This window comes from Pseudomonas sp. Y3 TE3536, from assembly GCF_053629175.1.
The window spans coordinates 6296174-6311948 of sequence record NZ_JBRJHU010000001.1 but is presented as its reverse complement, the minus strand read 5'-3'; the positions used below and the strand labels follow the sequence as shown (position 1 = coordinate 6311948).

General features: G+C 58.2%; 10 protein-coding genes, 2 tRNA genes and 3 rRNA genes. 10 read left to right on the top strand and 5 right to left on the bottom strand.

Annotated features, from left to right (window positions below):
* Positions 1–676: DUF3182 family protein (locus tag AB7M33_RS28210; protein ID WP_454244185.1), on the bottom strand; the 676-nt coding region annotated here is incomplete at its 3' end.
* Positions 677–903: 227 nt separating this feature from the next.
* Between AB7M33_RS28210 and AB7M33_RS28205 the strand changes: the two genes are divergently transcribed.
* Positions 904–2712 carry an aminopeptidase P family protein gene (locus AB7M33_RS28205; RefSeq protein ID WP_454244184.1) on the top strand — a complete coding sequence of 603 codons (1809 nt, stop codon included), beginning with the start codon at positions 904–906 and terminating at the stop codon, positions 2710–2712.
* A gap of 58 nt (positions 2713–2770) precedes the next feature.
* Here the strand turns inward: AB7M33_RS28205 and AB7M33_RS28200 are convergent, their stop codons facing one another.
* Complete coding sequence (locus AB7M33_RS28200) at positions 2771–3052, bottom strand: hypothetical protein (protein WP_027596536.1); 282 nt, start codon at positions 3050–3052, stop codon at positions 2771–2773.
* 190 nt (positions 3053–3242) lie between these two features.
* The gene (gene rhtA, locus AB7M33_RS28195) at positions 3243–4130 is read right to left on the bottom strand and encodes a threonine/homoserine exporter RhtA (RefSeq protein WP_027596535.1); all 888 of its coding nucleotides are present in this window, start codon (positions 4128–4130) and stop codon (positions 3243–3245) included.
* Between the two features lie 159 nt (positions 4131–4289).
* On the opposite strand from rhtA, the gene AB7M33_RS28190 reads away from it, so the two are divergent.
* The 7 genes from AB7M33_RS28190 to AB7M33_RS28160 all read left to right on the top strand — a co-directional run bounded on the left by AB7M33_RS28190 (position 4290) and on the right by AB7M33_RS28160 (position 11811).
* On the top strand, positions 4290–4658 hold the full coding sequence (locus AB7M33_RS28190) for a hypothetical protein (protein ID WP_454244183.1): 369 nt from the start codon (positions 4290–4292) through the stop codon (positions 4656–4658).
* Positions 4659–4704: 46 nt separating this feature from the next.
* Positions 4705–6241, top strand: a 16S ribosomal RNA gene (locus AB7M33_RS28185).
* Positions 6242–6318: 77 nt separating this feature from the next.
* A tRNA-Ile gene (locus AB7M33_RS28180) sits at positions 6319–6395 on the top strand.
* Positions 6396–6401: 6 nt separating this feature from the next.
* Positions 6402–6477, top strand: a tRNA-Ala gene (locus AB7M33_RS28175).
* Between the two features lie 228 nt (positions 6478–6705).
* A 23S ribosomal RNA gene (locus AB7M33_RS28170) occupies positions 6706–9597 on the top strand.
* 128 nt (positions 9598–9725) lie between these two features.
* Positions 9726–9841, top strand: a 5S ribosomal RNA gene (gene rrf / locus AB7M33_RS28165).
* The 16S, 23S and 5S rRNA genes sit together here with 2 tRNA genes alongside, the layout of an rRNA operon.
* A 155-nt stretch (positions 9842–9996) precedes the next feature.
* Positions 9997–11811: an ABC transporter ATP-binding protein/permease gene (locus tag AB7M33_RS28160; RefSeq protein ID WP_454244182.1), complete on the top strand. Its 1815-nt coding sequence runs from the start codon at positions 9997–9999 to the stop codon at positions 11809–11811.
* 32 nt (positions 11812–11843) lie between these two features.
* On the opposite strand, the gene AB7M33_RS28155 is transcribed toward AB7M33_RS28160, so the two are convergent.
* Complete coding sequence (locus tag AB7M33_RS28155; RefSeq protein WP_454244181.1) at positions 11844–12548, bottom strand: SOS response-associated peptidase family protein; 705 nt, start codon at positions 12546–12548, stop codon at positions 11844–11846.
* Between the two features lie 100 nt (positions 12549–12648).
* On the opposite strand from AB7M33_RS28155, the gene AB7M33_RS28150 reads away from it, so the two are divergent.
* On the top strand, positions 12649–13077 hold the full coding sequence (locus tag AB7M33_RS28150) for a LexA family protein (protein ID WP_027593988.1): 429 nt from the start codon (positions 12649–12651) through the stop codon (positions 13075–13077).
* 7 nt (positions 13078–13084) lie between these two features.
* On the opposite strand, the gene AB7M33_RS28145 is transcribed toward AB7M33_RS28150, so the two are convergent.
* Positions 13085–14287 carry an MFS transporter gene (locus AB7M33_RS28145; protein ID WP_454244180.1) on the bottom strand — a complete coding sequence of 401 codons (1203 nt, stop codon included), beginning with the start codon at positions 14285–14287 and terminating at the stop codon, positions 13085–13087.
* Positions 14288–14422: 135 nt separating this feature from the next.
* Here AB7M33_RS28145 and umuC point away from each other — a divergent pair, with 135 nt between their 5' ends.
* Positions 14423–15697 carry a Y-family DNA polymerase gene (umuC, locus tag AB7M33_RS28140; protein WP_274887020.1) on the top strand — a complete coding sequence of 425 codons (1275 nt, stop codon included), beginning with the start codon at positions 14423–14425 and terminating at the stop codon, positions 15695–15697.
* Positions 15698–15775 lie beyond the last annotated feature (78 nt).

The window sequence follows — 15775 nt, the reverse complement described above, 5'->3', positions numbered from 1 at the left end:
CTGTGCCCTGGTGGTCGTGCGTCAGTTGCTGAGTGCCGTGGTAGCTACAGGTCAGGCCGGCGACACGCACTTGGCCAACACTGAAGGTCTGCACCTCGCTCAGGTCTTCTTCGAGCACCAACCCCCAGACGGCCAGGTCTTGGTCGTCCATGTCGGCCAGCAACGGCTCCAGCGCATCCAGTGTGTCGATGACCTGTTGCCCCCGCCCGGCGCAGGCCAGCACCGGCTTGATCCGTAGAGGGCCATCAAGCAGGAGCAAGTGTGCGGCATTGCGGGCGTCGGCCTTGCTGAATACGGTATAGCCGCGCAACAGCGCATCACTGGCCTGAAGGGCGAAGGCGTCGGTCCAGCCTGGGGGGAAGCTGGCGGCGGCCGGCAGCGGGTGGGAAATCGCCTTGGTCGCCATATAAGGAAAAGCGACCAGCCCGCCGAACAGGTCCTGTTCGGTGCGGATGCCCAAGGCTGCATGGCGCTGCGGGTCGATCAGCGTTTCGGTCGGCAGGTAGTAGTAGCGGTCGCTGGGCGTGGAGGGCGGGTCGAGATGCACGTGTGCGCAACCCAGCAGTTGCGCCAGGCCATCGGCAAGCTTGAGGTGTACAGCATGTTCATGGTCAGGCGTGTGCTGGCGGGTGTCGAGCAGCACAACGGCGGTTTTCGCGTCACCGGCAGCGGGCATAGGGGGTGGCCTGTCTGCAATGAATGTACTTGGTGTGAAGCCGGGGTTTTTGGGAAGTTCAGCAGGATGTGATCGGTGGTCCTGGTTCTGCTGTAGGAAATGTCCTGATTGCAGAGGGCGTGATGGGCAATGCATGCCGCAGGCCGGTCGCCGTGATTGCAGGGCAGGGGTGGCTGTACCATTATCGATAGTCTGAAATCAGTAGAGATGTTTTCGCAGGAGTGCGCATGAACGTTCAGACCACGATTGAGCAAGCTGTGCCGGAGCGCCTGGCGCGGGTGCGTAAGGCCATGGCCGCAGAGGGGGTCGATGCGCTGCTGGTGCCCTCGGCCGACCCTCATCTTTCCGAGTACCTGCCTGGTTTCTGGCAGGGGCGCCAATGGTTGTCCGGTTTCCAAGGGTCGGTCGGCACGCTGGTGGTCACGGCGGGGTTTGCCGGGCTCTGGGTTGACAGCCGCTATTGGGAGCAGGCCGAGCATGAGCTGGCAGGCAGCGGCATCGAGCTGATGAAGCTGCTGCCAGGCAAGCCGGGCGCGCTGGAATGGCTGGGTGAGCATGTCGAGCCACAGGGTGTCGTGGCAGTGGACGGTGCTGTCATGGCCTTGGCGTCGGCGCGTTTGCTGGGTGAGCGTCTGAAGGCCCGGGATGTGCGGCTGGTGACGGACAAGGACGTGCTTGGCAAGGTTTGGGAGGGGCGCCCGCGGCTGCCGAGCAACCCGGTCTACCAACACTTGCCGCCGCATGCCACGCAGAACCGGGCAGACAAACTCGCCCAGTTGCGTGAGACCTTGAAGGCCAAGGGCGCTGACTGGCATTTCATAGCCACCCTGGATGACATCGCCTGGCTCTTCAATCTGCGTGGCAGCGACGTGTCCTACAACCCAGTCTTTGTTTCCTTTGCCCTGATCAGTCAGCAGCAGGCGACGGTGTTCGTGGGCCAGGACAAGGTCGATGAGCATCTGCGCCAAGTGTTGGCGGTTGATGGCATTGAGGTGCGTGACTATGCCGAAATCGGTCAGGCCCTGGGCGCCGTGCCTTCAGGCAGTCGCCTGTTGCTCGACCCGGCGCGTGTCACCTGCGGTTTGCTGGAAAACCTGGCCTCAGGCGTTGAGCTGGTCGAGGGGGTCAACCCCACCACGCTGAGCAAGTCGTGCAAGGGTGAGGATGATCTTGTGCATATTCGCCGGGCCATGGAGCAGGATGGCGCCGCCTTGTGCGAATTCTTCGCCTGGTTCGAGGGGGCTCTGGGCCATGAGGTCATTACCGAGCTGACGGTCGATGAGCGATTGAGCGCCGCCCGTGCCCGTCGTCCAGACTTCGTGTCGTTGAGTTTCTCGACCATTGCCGCCTTTAATGGCAATGGCGCGATGCCTCATTACCGCGCCACCGAGCAATCGCATGCGGTCATCGAAGGTGACGGTTTACTGCTGATCGATTCCGGGGGGCAGTACCTGGGGGGGACTACCGACATTACCCGGATGGTGCCGGTGGGTAACCCTACGCTTGAGCAGAAGCAGGATTGCACGCGTGTGCTCAAGGGCATGATTGCGTTATCGCGCGCTACCTTCCCCCGCGGGATCCTCTCGCCGCTGCTCGATGCCATTGCCCGGGCACCGATCTGGGCCGATCAGGTGGACTATGGCCACGGCACCGGCCATGGCGTGGGTTACTTCATGAACGTACACGAAGGGCCGCAGGTGATTGCCTATCAGGCGGCGCCCACGCCCCAAACGGCCATGCAGGCGGGCATGATCAGTTCGATCGAGCCGGGTACTTACCGGCCGCGTGAGTGGGGCGTGCGCATTGAGAACCTGGTGGTAAGCCGGGAAGCGGGCAAGAGTGTGTTCGGCGATTTCCTGAACTTCGAGACCTTGACGCTTTGTCCGATCGACACACGCTGCCTGTTGCCCGAGTTGCTTGCCAAGGAAGAGTTGGCGTGGCTGAACGGTTACCACGCGAGTGTGCATGAGCGTCTTGCGCCGCTGTTGAAGGGCGAGGCCCTGGCATGGCTACAGGCGCGTACCGCGCGGCTGTGATGACGAATAAAAAGGGCAGCGCTCGCGCTGCCCCTCTGAACTCAATGCCTGGTAGTCATCACTTGCAGATGACGATCATGCTGCGGCTGGTATAGCCAGCTGGATTGATACCGAACAGGTAATCGCCTTGCTCTTCGTCGGTATCGCCGGAGCGAGCAATGACTTTGTAACCGCGGGTGCTGCAGGAGGTGGCGGCCTTGCTGTAGCAGTTATCCCACGATGAGGAGAGGCCGGAGCAATTGATATGCAGGCCTTTCTTCCCCTTTTTGACCTCAGTCTTGGCCGTGGCGGCACATCCAGCAATAGCCAAAATGGCCAGAATGAGCAAAATACGTTTCATTCCCTTCCTTAAATGCAGGGCGGATCATTTGTCGGGCCCTGTCGTTGTCACTGCTGTCTTCCTGAAAATCCCCAGCGTCCGTCTTCGGTCCACCAGATCGCGTAAAGTTATTGATTCTGTGTGACAGCTTAATCAGCGAGAGGGGCCGCTACAATCACTAATCCCGTCTCAAATGAAAATAGTTCTCATATCAGTCTGCGGCGACGGGTGGGGTTGGCGTCTGGCGCATTGACAACGTGGTGCCTACCGACGCGACGATGATGGCGAGAATCGCGAGCCATTGGGTGGTGCTCAATACCTCGCCGAGGAACAGAAGGCCTGAAAGTGCGCCAAACGCCGGCTCGATGCTCATCAGGGTGCCGAAGGTGCGTGCAGGCATGCGGGTCAGGGCAACCATTTCCAGGCTATAGGGCAGGGCGGTGGACAGTATCGCGACACCCAGTGCCATCGGAATGACCGCTGGGGTGAGCAGTGCGCTGCCGGCATGAATCACCCCGATGGGGGCAACGAACAGCGCGGCGACCACGACGCCGAGTGCGGCGCTCTGGATGCCGTGTTCGGCACCGGCGCGCTGCCCGAACAGGATATAAAGCGCCCAGCACACCCCCGCACCCAAGGCATACGCAGCACCTACCGGGTCCAGAGCCTGGCCGCCATCGCCTGCTGGCAGCAACAGTAGCAGCCCGGCGATCGCCATCGCGATCCAGAGAAAGTCGATAGGGCGGCGCGAGGAGAAGATCGCCACCGCCAGTGGCCCTGTGAACTCCAGTGCCACGGCGATACCGATGGGTACTGTTTGTAGTGCCATATAGAAGAGGAAGTTCATGCCCCCAAGTGCCATGCCATAGATGATGACATTGCGCAGAGTGGTGGCGGTCATGCGGACGCGCCATGGGCGCAGTATGAGTAGCATGATGATGCTGGCGAAGATCAGGCGCAGGGCTGTGGTCCCTTGGGCGCCGATGATGGGGAACATGCTTTTGGCCAGTGATGCACCGGACTGTATGGATGCCATGGCGATCAGCAGCAGGCCGATAGGGAAGAGGGTGGCGGCCAGGCTGCGGGGTTGGGTGTTCATCTCTGCGCGGCGATCCTTGGGCGGGTAGGGGTGTGCACTATAGTGCGCACTTACGTGGGCAGAGGGCAAGATGTCACGCTTTTGAAATTAAAGGTTGACGGGGTTTCGAATCCCTTTATAATGCGCCCCACTTCCAGCGTGATTGGAACGAGAAACTCCTTGAGTATCAACGAGTTAATCGATTCAGGTAGTGTTGAAAGGGCTTCGATCGAAAGATCGTCAGCGGTTGAAATGGTGGTTGACAGCGCTTCTAAACGCTGTATGATCCGCCTCCCGCTACGAGAGATCGCAGCGAGTCAAGTGTTTGAAGCTAAACGAGTTTCTCGCGAAAAACTTCAAAATAAACGCTTGACAGACTCTGAGGAAAGCGTAGAATGCGCGCCTCGGTTGAGACGAAAAGTTCTTAACCAAACGCTCTTTAACAAATTGAATCAAGCAATTCGTGTGGGTGCTTGTGAGTACGGACTGATAGTCACAAAGATTATCAGCATCACAAGTGACCATGCGAGAAATCACATAGTCATTTGAGATTGCTGAGCCAAGTTTAGGGTTTCTTAAAAACCCAAGCAGTATTGAACTGAAGAGTTTGATCATGGCTCAGATTGAACGCTGGCGGCAGGCCTAACACATGCAAGTCGAGCGGATGAGAAGAGCTTGCTCTTCGATTCAGCGGCGGACGGGTGAGTAATGCCTAGGAATCTGCCTGGTAGTGGGGGACAACGTTTCGAAAGGAACGCTAATACCGCATACGTCCTACGGGAGAAAGCAGGGGACCTTCGGGCCTTGCGCTATCAGATGAGCCTAGGTCGGATTAGCTAGTTGGTGGGGTAATGGCTCACCAAGGCGACGATCCGTAACTGGTCTGAGAGGATGATCAGTCACACTGGAACTGAGACACGGTCCAGACTCCTACGGGAGGCAGCAGTGGGGAATATTGGACAATGGGCGAAAGCCTGATCCAGCCATGCCGCGTGTGTGAAGAAGGTCTTCGGATTGTAAAGCACTTTAAGTTGGGAGGAAGGGCAGTAAGCGAATACCTTGCTGTTTTGACGTTACCGACAGAATAAGCACCGGCTAACTCTGTGCCAGCAGCCGCGGTAATACAGAGGGTGCAAGCGTTAATCGGAATTACTGGGCGTAAAGCGCGCGTAGGTGGTTTGTTAAGTTGGATGTGAAAGCCCCGGGCTCAACCTGGGAACTGCATCCAAAACTGGCAAGCTAGAGTACGGTAGAGGGTGGTGGAATTTCCTGTGTAGCGGTGAAATGCGTAGATATAGGAAGGAACACCAGTGGCGAAGGCGACCACCTGGACTGATACTGACACTGAGGTGCGAAAGCGTGGGGAGCAAACAGGATTAGATACCCTGGTAGTCCACGCCGTAAACGATGTCAACTAGCCGTTGGAATCCTTGAGATTTTAGTGGCGCAGCTAACGCATTAAGTTGACCGCCTGGGGAGTACGGCCGCAAGGTTAAAACTCAAATGAATTGACGGGGGCCCGCACAAGCGGTGGAGCATGTGGTTTAATTCGAAGCAACGCGAAGAACCTTACCAGGCCTTGACATGCAGAGAACTTTCCAGAGATGGATTGGTGCCTTCGGGAACTCTGACACAGGTGCTGCATGGCTGTCGTCAGCTCGTGTCGTGAGATGTTGGGTTAAGTCCCGTAACGAGCGCAACCCTTGTCCTTAGTTACCAGCACGTTATGGTGGGCACTCTAAGGAGACTGCCGGTGACAAACCGGAGGAAGGTGGGGATGACGTCAAGTCATCATGGCCCTTACGGCCTGGGCTACACACGTGCTACAATGGTCGGTACAGAGGGTTGCCAAGCCGCGAGGTGGAGCTAATCTCACAAAACCGATCGTAGTCCGGATCGCAGTCTGCAACTCGACTGCGTGAAGTCGGAATCGCTAGTAATCGCGAATCAGAATGTCGCGGTGAATACGTTCCCGGGCCTTGTACACACCGCCCGTCACACCATGGGAGTGGGTTGCACCAGAAGTAGCTAGTCTAACCTTCGGGAGGACGGTTACCACGGTGTGATTCATGACTGGGGTGAAGTCGTAACAAGGTAGCCGTAGGGGAACCTGCGGCTGGATCACCTCCTTAATCGACGACATCAGCCTGCTGATGAGCTCCCACACGAATTGCTTGATTCATTGTCGAAGACGATCAAGACCCTATATAGGTCTGTAGCTCAGTTGGTTAGAGCGCACCCCTGATAAGGGTGAGGTCGGCAGTTCAAATCTGCCCAGACCTACCAGTATTTGGGGCCATAGCTCAGCTGGGAGAGCGCCTGCCTTGCACGCAGGAGGTCAGCGGTTCGATCCCGCTTGGCTCCACCACTCTTGCAGTACGTGATCAAACTCAGAAATGAGCATTCGCCTCGAATGTTGATTTCTGACTTTTGTCAGATCGTTCTTTAAAAATTCGGATATGTGATAGAAATAGACTGAACACTACTTTCACTGGTAGTGGATCAGGCTAAGGTAAAATTTGTGGGCTCGAAAGAGCAAAACGAATTTTCGGCGAATGTCGTCTTCACAGTATAACCAGATTGCTTGGGGTTATATGGTCAAGTGAAGAAGCGCATACGGTGGATGCCTTGGCAGTCAGAGGCGATGAAAGACGTGGTAGCCTGCGATAAGCTTTGGGGAGTCGGCAAACAGACTGTGATCCAGAGATCTCTGAATGGGGGAACCCACTCAGCACAAGCTGAGTATCTTGTACTGAATACATAGGTGCAAGAGGCGAACCAGGGGAACTGAAACATCTAAGTACCCTGAGGAAAAGAAATCAACCGAGATTCCCTTAGTAGTGGCGAGCGAACGGGGACCAGCCCTTAAGTTGGTTTGAGATTAGTGGAACGCTCTGGAAAGTGCGGCCATAGTGGGTGATAGCCCCGTACACGAAAATCTCTTATCAATGAAATCGAGTAGGACGGAGCACGAGAAACTTTGTCTGAATATGGGGGGACCATCCTCCAAGGCTAAATACTACTGACTGACCGATAGTGAACTAGTACCGTGAGGGAAAGGCGAAAAGAACCCCGGAGAGGGGAGTGAAATAGATCCTGAAACCGTATGCGTACAAGCAGTGGGAGCCTACTTGTTAGGTGACTGCGTACCTTTTGTATAATGGGTCAGCGACTTATATTCAGTGGCGAGCTTAACCGAATAGGGGAGGCGTAGCGAAAGCGAGTCTTAATAGGGCGTTTAGTCGCTGGGTATAGACCCGAAACCGGGCGATCTATCCATGGGCAGGTTGAAGGTTAGGTAACACTGACTGGAGGACCGAACCGACTACCGTTGAAAAGTTAGCGGATGACCTGTGGATCGGAGTGAAAGGCTAATCAAGCTCGGAGATAGCTGGTTCTCCTCGAAAGCTATTTAGGTAGCGCCTCATGTATCACTGTAGGGGGTAGAGCACTGTTTCGGCTAGGGGGTCATCCCGACTTACCAAACCGATGCAAACTCCGAATACCTACAAGTGCCGAGCATGGGAGACACACGGCGGGTGCTAACGTCCGTCGTGAAAAGGGAAACAACCCAGACCGTCAGCTAAGGTCCCAAAGTCATGGTTAAGTGGGAAACGATGTGGGAAGGCTTAGACAGCTAGGAGGTTGGCTTAGAAGCAGCCACCCTTTAAAGAAAGCGTAATAGCTCACTAGTCGAGTCGGCCTGCGCGGAAGATGTAACGGGGCTCAAACCATGCACCGAAGCTACGGGTATCACCTTCTGGTGATGCGGTAGAGGAGCGTTCTGTAAGCCTGTGAAGGTGAGTTGAGAAGCTTGCTGGAGGTATCAGAAGTGCGAATGCTGACATGAGTAACGACAATGGGAGTGAAAAACTCCCACGCCGAAAGACCAAGGTTTCCTGCGCAACGTTAATCGACGCAGGGTTAGTCGGTCCCTAAGGCGAGGCTGAAAAGCGTAGTCGATGGAAAACAGGTTAATATTCCTGTACTTCCAGTTATTGCGATGGAGGGACGGAGAAGGCTAGGCCAGCTTGGCGTTGGTTGTCCAAGTTTAAGGTGGTAGGCTGAGATCTTAGGCAAATCCGGGATCTCAAGGCCGAGAGCTGATGACGAGTTGCCTTTAGGCGACGAAGTGGTTGATGCCATGCTTCCAAGAAAAGCTCCTAAGCTTCAGATAACTGGGAACCGTACCCCAAACCGACACAGGTGGTTAGGTAGAGAATACCAAGGCGCTTGAGAGAACTCGGGTGAAGGAACTAGGCAAAATGGCACCGTAACTTCGGGAGAAGGTGCGCCGGCGAGGGTTAAGGACTTGCTCCGTAAGCCCATGCCGGTCGAAGATACCAGGCCGCTGCGACTGTTTATTAAAAACACAGCACTCTGCAAACACGAAAGTGGACGTATAGGGTGTGACGCCTGCCCGGTGCCGGAAGGTTAATTGATGGGGTTAGCGCAAGCGAAGCTCTTGATCGAAGCCCCGGTAAACGGCGGCCGTAACTATAACGGTCCTAAGGTAGCGAAATTCCTTGTCGGGTAAGTTCCGACCTGCACGAATGGCGTAACGATGGCGGCGCTGTCTCCACCCGAGACTCAGTGAAATTGAAATCGCTGTGAAGATGCAGTGTATCCGCGGCTAGACGGAAAGACCCCGTGAACCTTTACTATAGCTTTGCACTGGACTTTGAATTTGCTTGTGTAGGATAGGTGGGAGGCTTTGAAGTGGGGACGCCAGTTCTCATGGAGCCATCCTTGAAATACCACCCTGGCAACTTTGAGGTTCTAACTCAGGTCCGTTATCCGGATCGAGGACAGTGTATGGTGGGTAGTTTGACTGGGGCGGTCTCCTCCCAAAGAGTAACGGAGGAGTACGAAGGTGCGCTCAGACCGGTCGGAAATCGGTCGTAGAGTATAAAGGCAAAAGCGCGCTTGACTGCGAGACAAACACGTCGAGCAGGTACGAAAGTAGGTCTTAGTGATCCGGTGGTTCTGTATGGAAGGGCCATCGCTCAACGGATAAAAGGTACTCCGGGGATAACAGGCTGATACCGCCCAAGAGTTCATATCGACGGCGGTGTTTGGCACCTCGATGTCGGCTCATCACATCCTGGGGCTGAAGCCGGTCCCAAGGGTATGGCTGTTCGCCATTTAAAGTGGTACGCGAGCTGGGTTTAGAACGTCGTGAGACAGTTCGGTCCCTATCTGCCGTGGACGTTTGAGATTTGAGAGGGGCTGCTCCTAGTACGAGAGGACCGGAGTGGACGAACCTCTGGTGTTCCGGTTGTCACGCCAGTGGCATTGCCGGGTAGCTATGTTCGGAAGAGATAACCGCTGAAAGCATCTAAGCGGGAAACTTGCCTCAAGATGAGATCTCACTGGGATCTTGAATCCCCTAAAGGGCCGTCGAAGACTACGACGTTGATAGGTTGGGTGTGTAAGCGCTGTGAGGCGTTGAGCTAACCAATACTAATTGCCCGTGAGGCTTGACCATATAACACCCAAGCAATTTGCTAGCGCAGATTGCGGTGGTGAAGACGAAAGACCCGAAAGTTCGTAACCACAAAATCGCATATCCGAATTCGCTGGGCTGTCCATCTGGACATTCTGGCTACAGAATTTCTTGACGACCATAGAGCATTGGAACCACCTGATCCCATCCCGAACTCAGTAGTGAAACGATGCATCGCCGATGGTAGTGTGGGGTTTCCCCATGTGAGAGTAGGTCATCGTCAAGATTCATTTCGCAAAACCCCTATCTGCGCGAGCAGGTAGGGGTTTTGTCTTTTCCGGCCGTCAACACTGGCCGTGATGATGAAACATGCGTCATCCATGCCTGATAAAACCTGAGGTAATGCTACCCTCGCGGAAATACTCAGCATGGATAACCATCATGGAAATGAACTGGCACCAGGCCTTGCAAGAGAGCCTGAGCTGGCTGGCAATCGCCTCGTTCATCACCTTGGTCTGCTTCACCGCAGCGGCGACACTGGCAGTGCGTTTTACACGCTGGGGCAGCCAATTCTGGCAGCTCGCCGGGTCGTATTTCAGCTTGAGGCGCAGCTGGCGGCCGCTGTTGGTGTTTGCCCTGTTATTGGTGATGACGCTGTTCTCGGTGCGCCTGAACGTGCTGTTCTCGTTCTGGTACAACGGATTCTACAGCGCCCTGCAAGGCCTGGATCAGAGCGCCTTCTGGTACCTGCTAGGCGTATTTGCGGTGCTCGCCACCATCCACGTGCTGCGCTCGCTGTTCACGTTCTACGTGACCCAGGCCTTCAGCATTCACTGGCGAGTCTGGCTCACCAAGCGCCTGACGCGCGACTGGATGCACGGCGATGCTTACTACCGCGGCCAGTTCCTCGCCGAGCCCGTAGACAACCCCGACCAGCGTATCGAGCTGGACGTCAATGCTTTCGTCACCAACTCCGTGTCGCTTGCCCTCGGCGCAGTCAGTGCGCTGGTGTCGTTGGTGGCATTCACGGGCATCCTCTGGGGTTTGTCGGCACCGCTGGCAGTGGCGGGGGTCGAGATCCCGCGGGCAATGGTCTTTGCCGTGTACCTGTACGTGATCGTTGCCACTTGGATTGCTTTTCGCCTTGGGCGCCCGTTGATTCGTCTGAACTTCCTCAACGAGAAACTCACCGCTAACTTCCGTTACGCGCTGATGCGCCTGCGTGAAAATGCCGAGAACATCGCCTTCTATCAAGGCGCACAGGTAGAGCGGGGCACATTGTTGGGCCGCTTTGGCGCATTGATTGTCAACGCTTGGGCATTGGTCTTCCGAAACTTGAAGTTCAGCGGTTTCAACCTGGGTATCAGCCAGGTTGCCGTGGTGTTTCCCTTCATCCTTCAGGCGCCGCGTTTCTTCAGTGGCGCTATCAAGCTTGGCGACGTGATGCAGACCTCACAGGCCTTTGGCCAGGTGCAGGATTCGTTGTCGTTCTTCCGCGAATCCTACGACGCATTCGCCCAGTACCGCGCCACCCTCGATCGTTTGACGGGCTTTCTCGATGCCAATGAGCAGGCCAGTTCGCTGCCGCGCGTCACCACCGAGGAACAGCCGCAAGCCCTGGACATTGCCGGTTTGCAGGTACTGCGCCCCGATGGCCATCCCCTTATTGCCGACCTTGATCTGAGCCTGCGCGCTGGCCAGGCGCTGTTGATCAAAGGGCCTTCAGGGAGTGGTAAAACCACCTTGTTGCGTGCATTGGCTGGGCTCTGGCCTTACGCTGAGGGTGAGGTCAGGCGCCCCGTGGGGCACCAGGCGTTGTTCCTGTCTCAGCGCCCGTACCTGCCACTAGGCGACCTGCGCACCGTTATCGCCTATCCATCGGCCAGCGCACCCGAGCATGAAGTGCGCATGCAGCAAGCCCTGCGCCAGGTCAACTTGGCCCACCTTGCCGAACGCCTGGACGTCAGTTGCGACTGGTCGCACATCCTCTCGGTGGGTGAGCAACAGCGCTTGGCGTTTGCCCGGGTTCTGTTCAACCAGCCCCAAGTAGTGTTTCTCGACGAGTCCACCTCGGCCATGGACGAAGGGCTGGAGCATACGTTGTATGGGCTATTGCGCAGCGAGATGCCGCAGGCCCTGTTGGTGAGTGTTGGCCACCGCAGTACGTTGGCGGCGTTCCACACACATCGGCTCGAGGTGGATGGGCATGGGGGCTGGTCGGTCATGGAGCAGCAACCGGCGCACGTTCCGGTTTAGCGGAGGGGTAGGAGGGTAATGACAGCGCAGCGTCAGGGTTGATGCTCGGCATCCTGCATCACGATCAACTCGGCCCCGTCGTTGCGCACATTTCCGACAGCCTTGCTCACCGGGAACCACTCGAACGCCTCGACCGGCAGGCACCGCTCTCGTGCCAGGCGCTCGGCTTCCTCGGCGGGTACGTCAGCGTCAATCCATATGCGCGCATCCGCCGGCTCAAGCACCAGAGGCCGGCGGTCATGGATGTCGACCATGCCCTCGTCACTGGCGGCGGTGATGATCACGAAGCCATCGCCTTCGTTAGGCGCCATCCCCGAGTGCACTTCGGCCAACGCGGCCATGAACATCGGTGCCTGGCTTTTCAGGCGGATGTAGTACGGCTGCTTGCGTTTGGCGTCCTGTGGGTCGGCCACCCATTCGTACCAACCATCCGCCATCACCAACGCCCGCCCCTGCGGCCACAGGGCTTTGAAAAACTTGCCGGTAGTAACCGTTTCTACCCGGGCGTTGATCGGGGCGGGGCGTTTGCCGGTGGCCCAGAACGGTGCCCAGCCCCAGTGGCAGGGGTCGACGCGCAGCCCGTCCTCGGCACGGTGCAGGATCAGCACCCGGCTGCCGGGGGCGACGTTGTAGCGACCGATCGGCAGGTTGTCATAGCCGCTGATCACGCCCTGTTCGGCGTTCAGTTCACGCAGGTAATCGGCCAAGCCTTGAGACTGGGCGAAGCGTCCACACATGGCATGTACCCCCACTTGTCGAAATGTCCTACGCCGAAATTGACCTGATGCTCGGTAGATCGATACTGTATCTATATACAGTTAAATTCAAGGCCGTGCCATGACTTCCATCCTGGGTCCCATCACCTGCGGTAGCGGTGCTGTTTCGCGTTATCTGTTCCGCATCCCGGCTGGCTTTCCGTCGCCGGCGGCGGACCACATGGAGCAGCCCATCTCGCTCGATGAGTTGTTCAACCTGCGTGCCCCGCATATGTATCTGGTCAGGATAGACGGCGACAGCATGCAGGGCGCCGGGATCTTCGACGGCGATCTGGTGCTGGTCGACCGCTCCCTCGAAGCGCGGCATGGCCAGATCGTGATCGCAGCGGTCAATGGCGAACCGCTGTGCAAGCGGCTGCATAAGGTGGGTGGGCAGGTGGTGCTGCGCTCGGAGAACCCGCGTTACCCCCCACGTTACATCCTCGAAGGCGATGAGTTGACGATCTGGGGTGTAGTGACCTTCAGCGTGCGCAGCCACGATCCGAAATAGAGGCCGTTCAGCGCAGCAAGCTAACCCCAGTCAGGGTAATCCCAGCGAACACTGCGCCCAGCAGAAAGGTGGCCTGGAACCCGACCCCATCCCACATCAGCCCGGCCACCACGCTGGCGACCAGCAGCGCAACGCCGGTCAGCAGGTGGAACAGGCCGAACGCGGTACCGCGCAGGTTGGCCGGGGCGCTGTCGGCGATCAGCGCGGCAAAGACGCCTTGGGTGAAACCCAGGTGCAGCCCCCAGGCCACTACCCCCAGCGCCAGCCCGGCCCAGCCGGGCCACAACGCCAGCATCACGTCAGCCAGCAGCAGTAGCCCCAGCCCTGCCATCAGTACACCACGGCGGCCAAGCCTGTCCGACAGCACTCCGGCGGGGTAGGCCGACAGCGAGTAGGCCAAGGCCATTACCACCAGAACCGCCGGTGCCCATAACGCGGCCAGGCCCATGTCCTGGGCGCGCAGCAACAAAAAGGCCTCACTGAAGCGTGCCAAGGTAAACACCATGGCCAATGCGATCAGTCGCCAGTAGCCGGCGCCAAGCCGCCTCAGTTGGTGCAGGGCCAGTGGCGAACGTACCGGTCGCGACGTGGCCGTGGCCTCGGGCTCGTGCACGAACGCCACAAGCGTGCCGACCGCCACAAGCGCAGGGATCACCGCCACCCAGAACACCGTCTGGAAATGACTGGCCGTGAGCCACATCAGCAAGATCGCCAGCAACGGCCCAACGAAGGCGCCGACAGTGTCCAGTGCCTGGCGCAGGCCGAAGGCGGCGCCGCGCAATTCGGGCGGCGTTACGTCGGCCACCAATGCATCCCGCGGCGCCCCGCGGATGCCCTTGCCGATACGGTCGACAAAGCGTGCCGCGATCAACCAGTCCAGGCCCGAGGCCAAGGGGAATACGGGTTTGGTCAGCGCGCCCAGGCCGTAGCCCACGACCGTGAGCAGCTTGCGCTTGCCCAGCCGGTCGCTCAGTGCGCCGGAAAACACCTTGGTGATCGATGCGGTCGCCTCGGCGATACCTTCGATAAAGCCGACCGCCACCACCGAGGTGCCGAGCACGGTCACCATGTAAAGCGGCAGCAGGGCGTGGATCATCTCCGAGGAAATGTCCATGAACATCGACACGAAGCCCAGCGCCCAAACACTGCGCGGGATCTTTGGCAGGCCCTTGGCGGCAATCGTATGGCCGGTTTTTTCGGTGGTGCGCATTGGCCGTCTCGCGGGGGTTGCTACGTTCAGAACTGTAGGAGCCAGCGCGCAGGATGCAAATCGGATGAATGGAGGAGGCGATAGCACGCTTATAAGGTGTACTGTATAAATATACAGTCAACGTAAGCCTTAGAAATGAATCCACAGCCCGTTTATGCCCTGATCGACTGCAACAGTTTCTACGCCAGCTGCGAGCGCGTGTTCCGCCCTGATCTGCTGCGCACGCCCATCGTCGTGCTCAGCAACAACGATGGGTGCATCATCGCCCGCAGTGCCGAGGCCAAGCAGTGGGTGAAGATGGGCCAGCCGTATTACCAGGTGAAGGACCTGTTGCGCCGCCATGGCGTGGTGGCGTTTTCATCCAACTATGCGTTGTACGGTGACATGAGCCAGCGGGTGATGGCGGTAATCGAAGGCATGGTCCCGGCACTGGAGGTGTATTCCATCGACGAAGCCTTCGCCGACCTGACCGGCGTACCCGGAGACCTCGACTACCTGGGCCGCGGCATCCGCGAGCGGGTGCTCAAGCACACCGGCATCCCCGTCGGCGTCGGCATCGCGGGTACCAAGACCCTGGCCAAGCTGGCCAACCACGCGGCCAAACGCTGGGCCGTTCACAGCGGTGGGGTGGTCGACCTGCGCATCGCGTCGCAGTGTGAGTGGGTGTTGAAGAAGTGCGACGTGTCCGAGGTCTGGGGCATCGGCAAACGCCTCACCGCGCACCTGCAGGGCATGGGAATCCGCTCCGCCTGGGACTTATCACGCGCCGATCCAGGCCTGCTGCGCAAGACCTTCAGCGTGGTGGTGGAAAAGACCGCCCGCGAATTGGCGGGCACGCCGTGCCTGCAACTGCAGGACATCGACCCGCCACGCCAGGAAATCTGTTGCAGCCGCATGTTCGGCAAGCGCCTGACCGAGCTGGCACCCATCAAGGAAGCCGTGGCCACCTACGTGATGCGCGCCTCGGAGAAGTTGCGTAGCCAGCGCTCCCTGGCGAGCAAGATGCGCGTCAGCATCCGTACCGGTATGTTCAACCCGGACGAGGCCAAGTACGCCAACGGCGTGGTGGTGCAGTTGCCGTATCCAACAGATGACGTGCGGCTGCTCACGCGCATGGCCCTGGAGGCGGTGGGGCGTATCTATCGGCAGGGCTTTCGCTACAGCAAGGCAGAAGTGTTGTTGCTGGAGCTGTGCCAGCGTGGGCAATTCACCGGCGACTTGTTTGCCCCGTCGCAGACGGTGCATGCGGAGCGGGTAATGGGTGTGATCGACGGTGTCAACGCACGTTGGGGTAGGGGCACGCTGCGCAGTGCAGCGGTACCGGCGGCAGCGGAATGGGCAATGCGGCGCGAGTTGATGAGCGCAGGCTTCACGACGCAGATGGCCGGGTTATGGCGGGTTAATCGCTGAGCACGGATTACAACGTACCGCCTGTAGGAGCGGGTTCACCCGCGAACCAGGGCGTAGCCCTGGCCAGGCACCATGTCC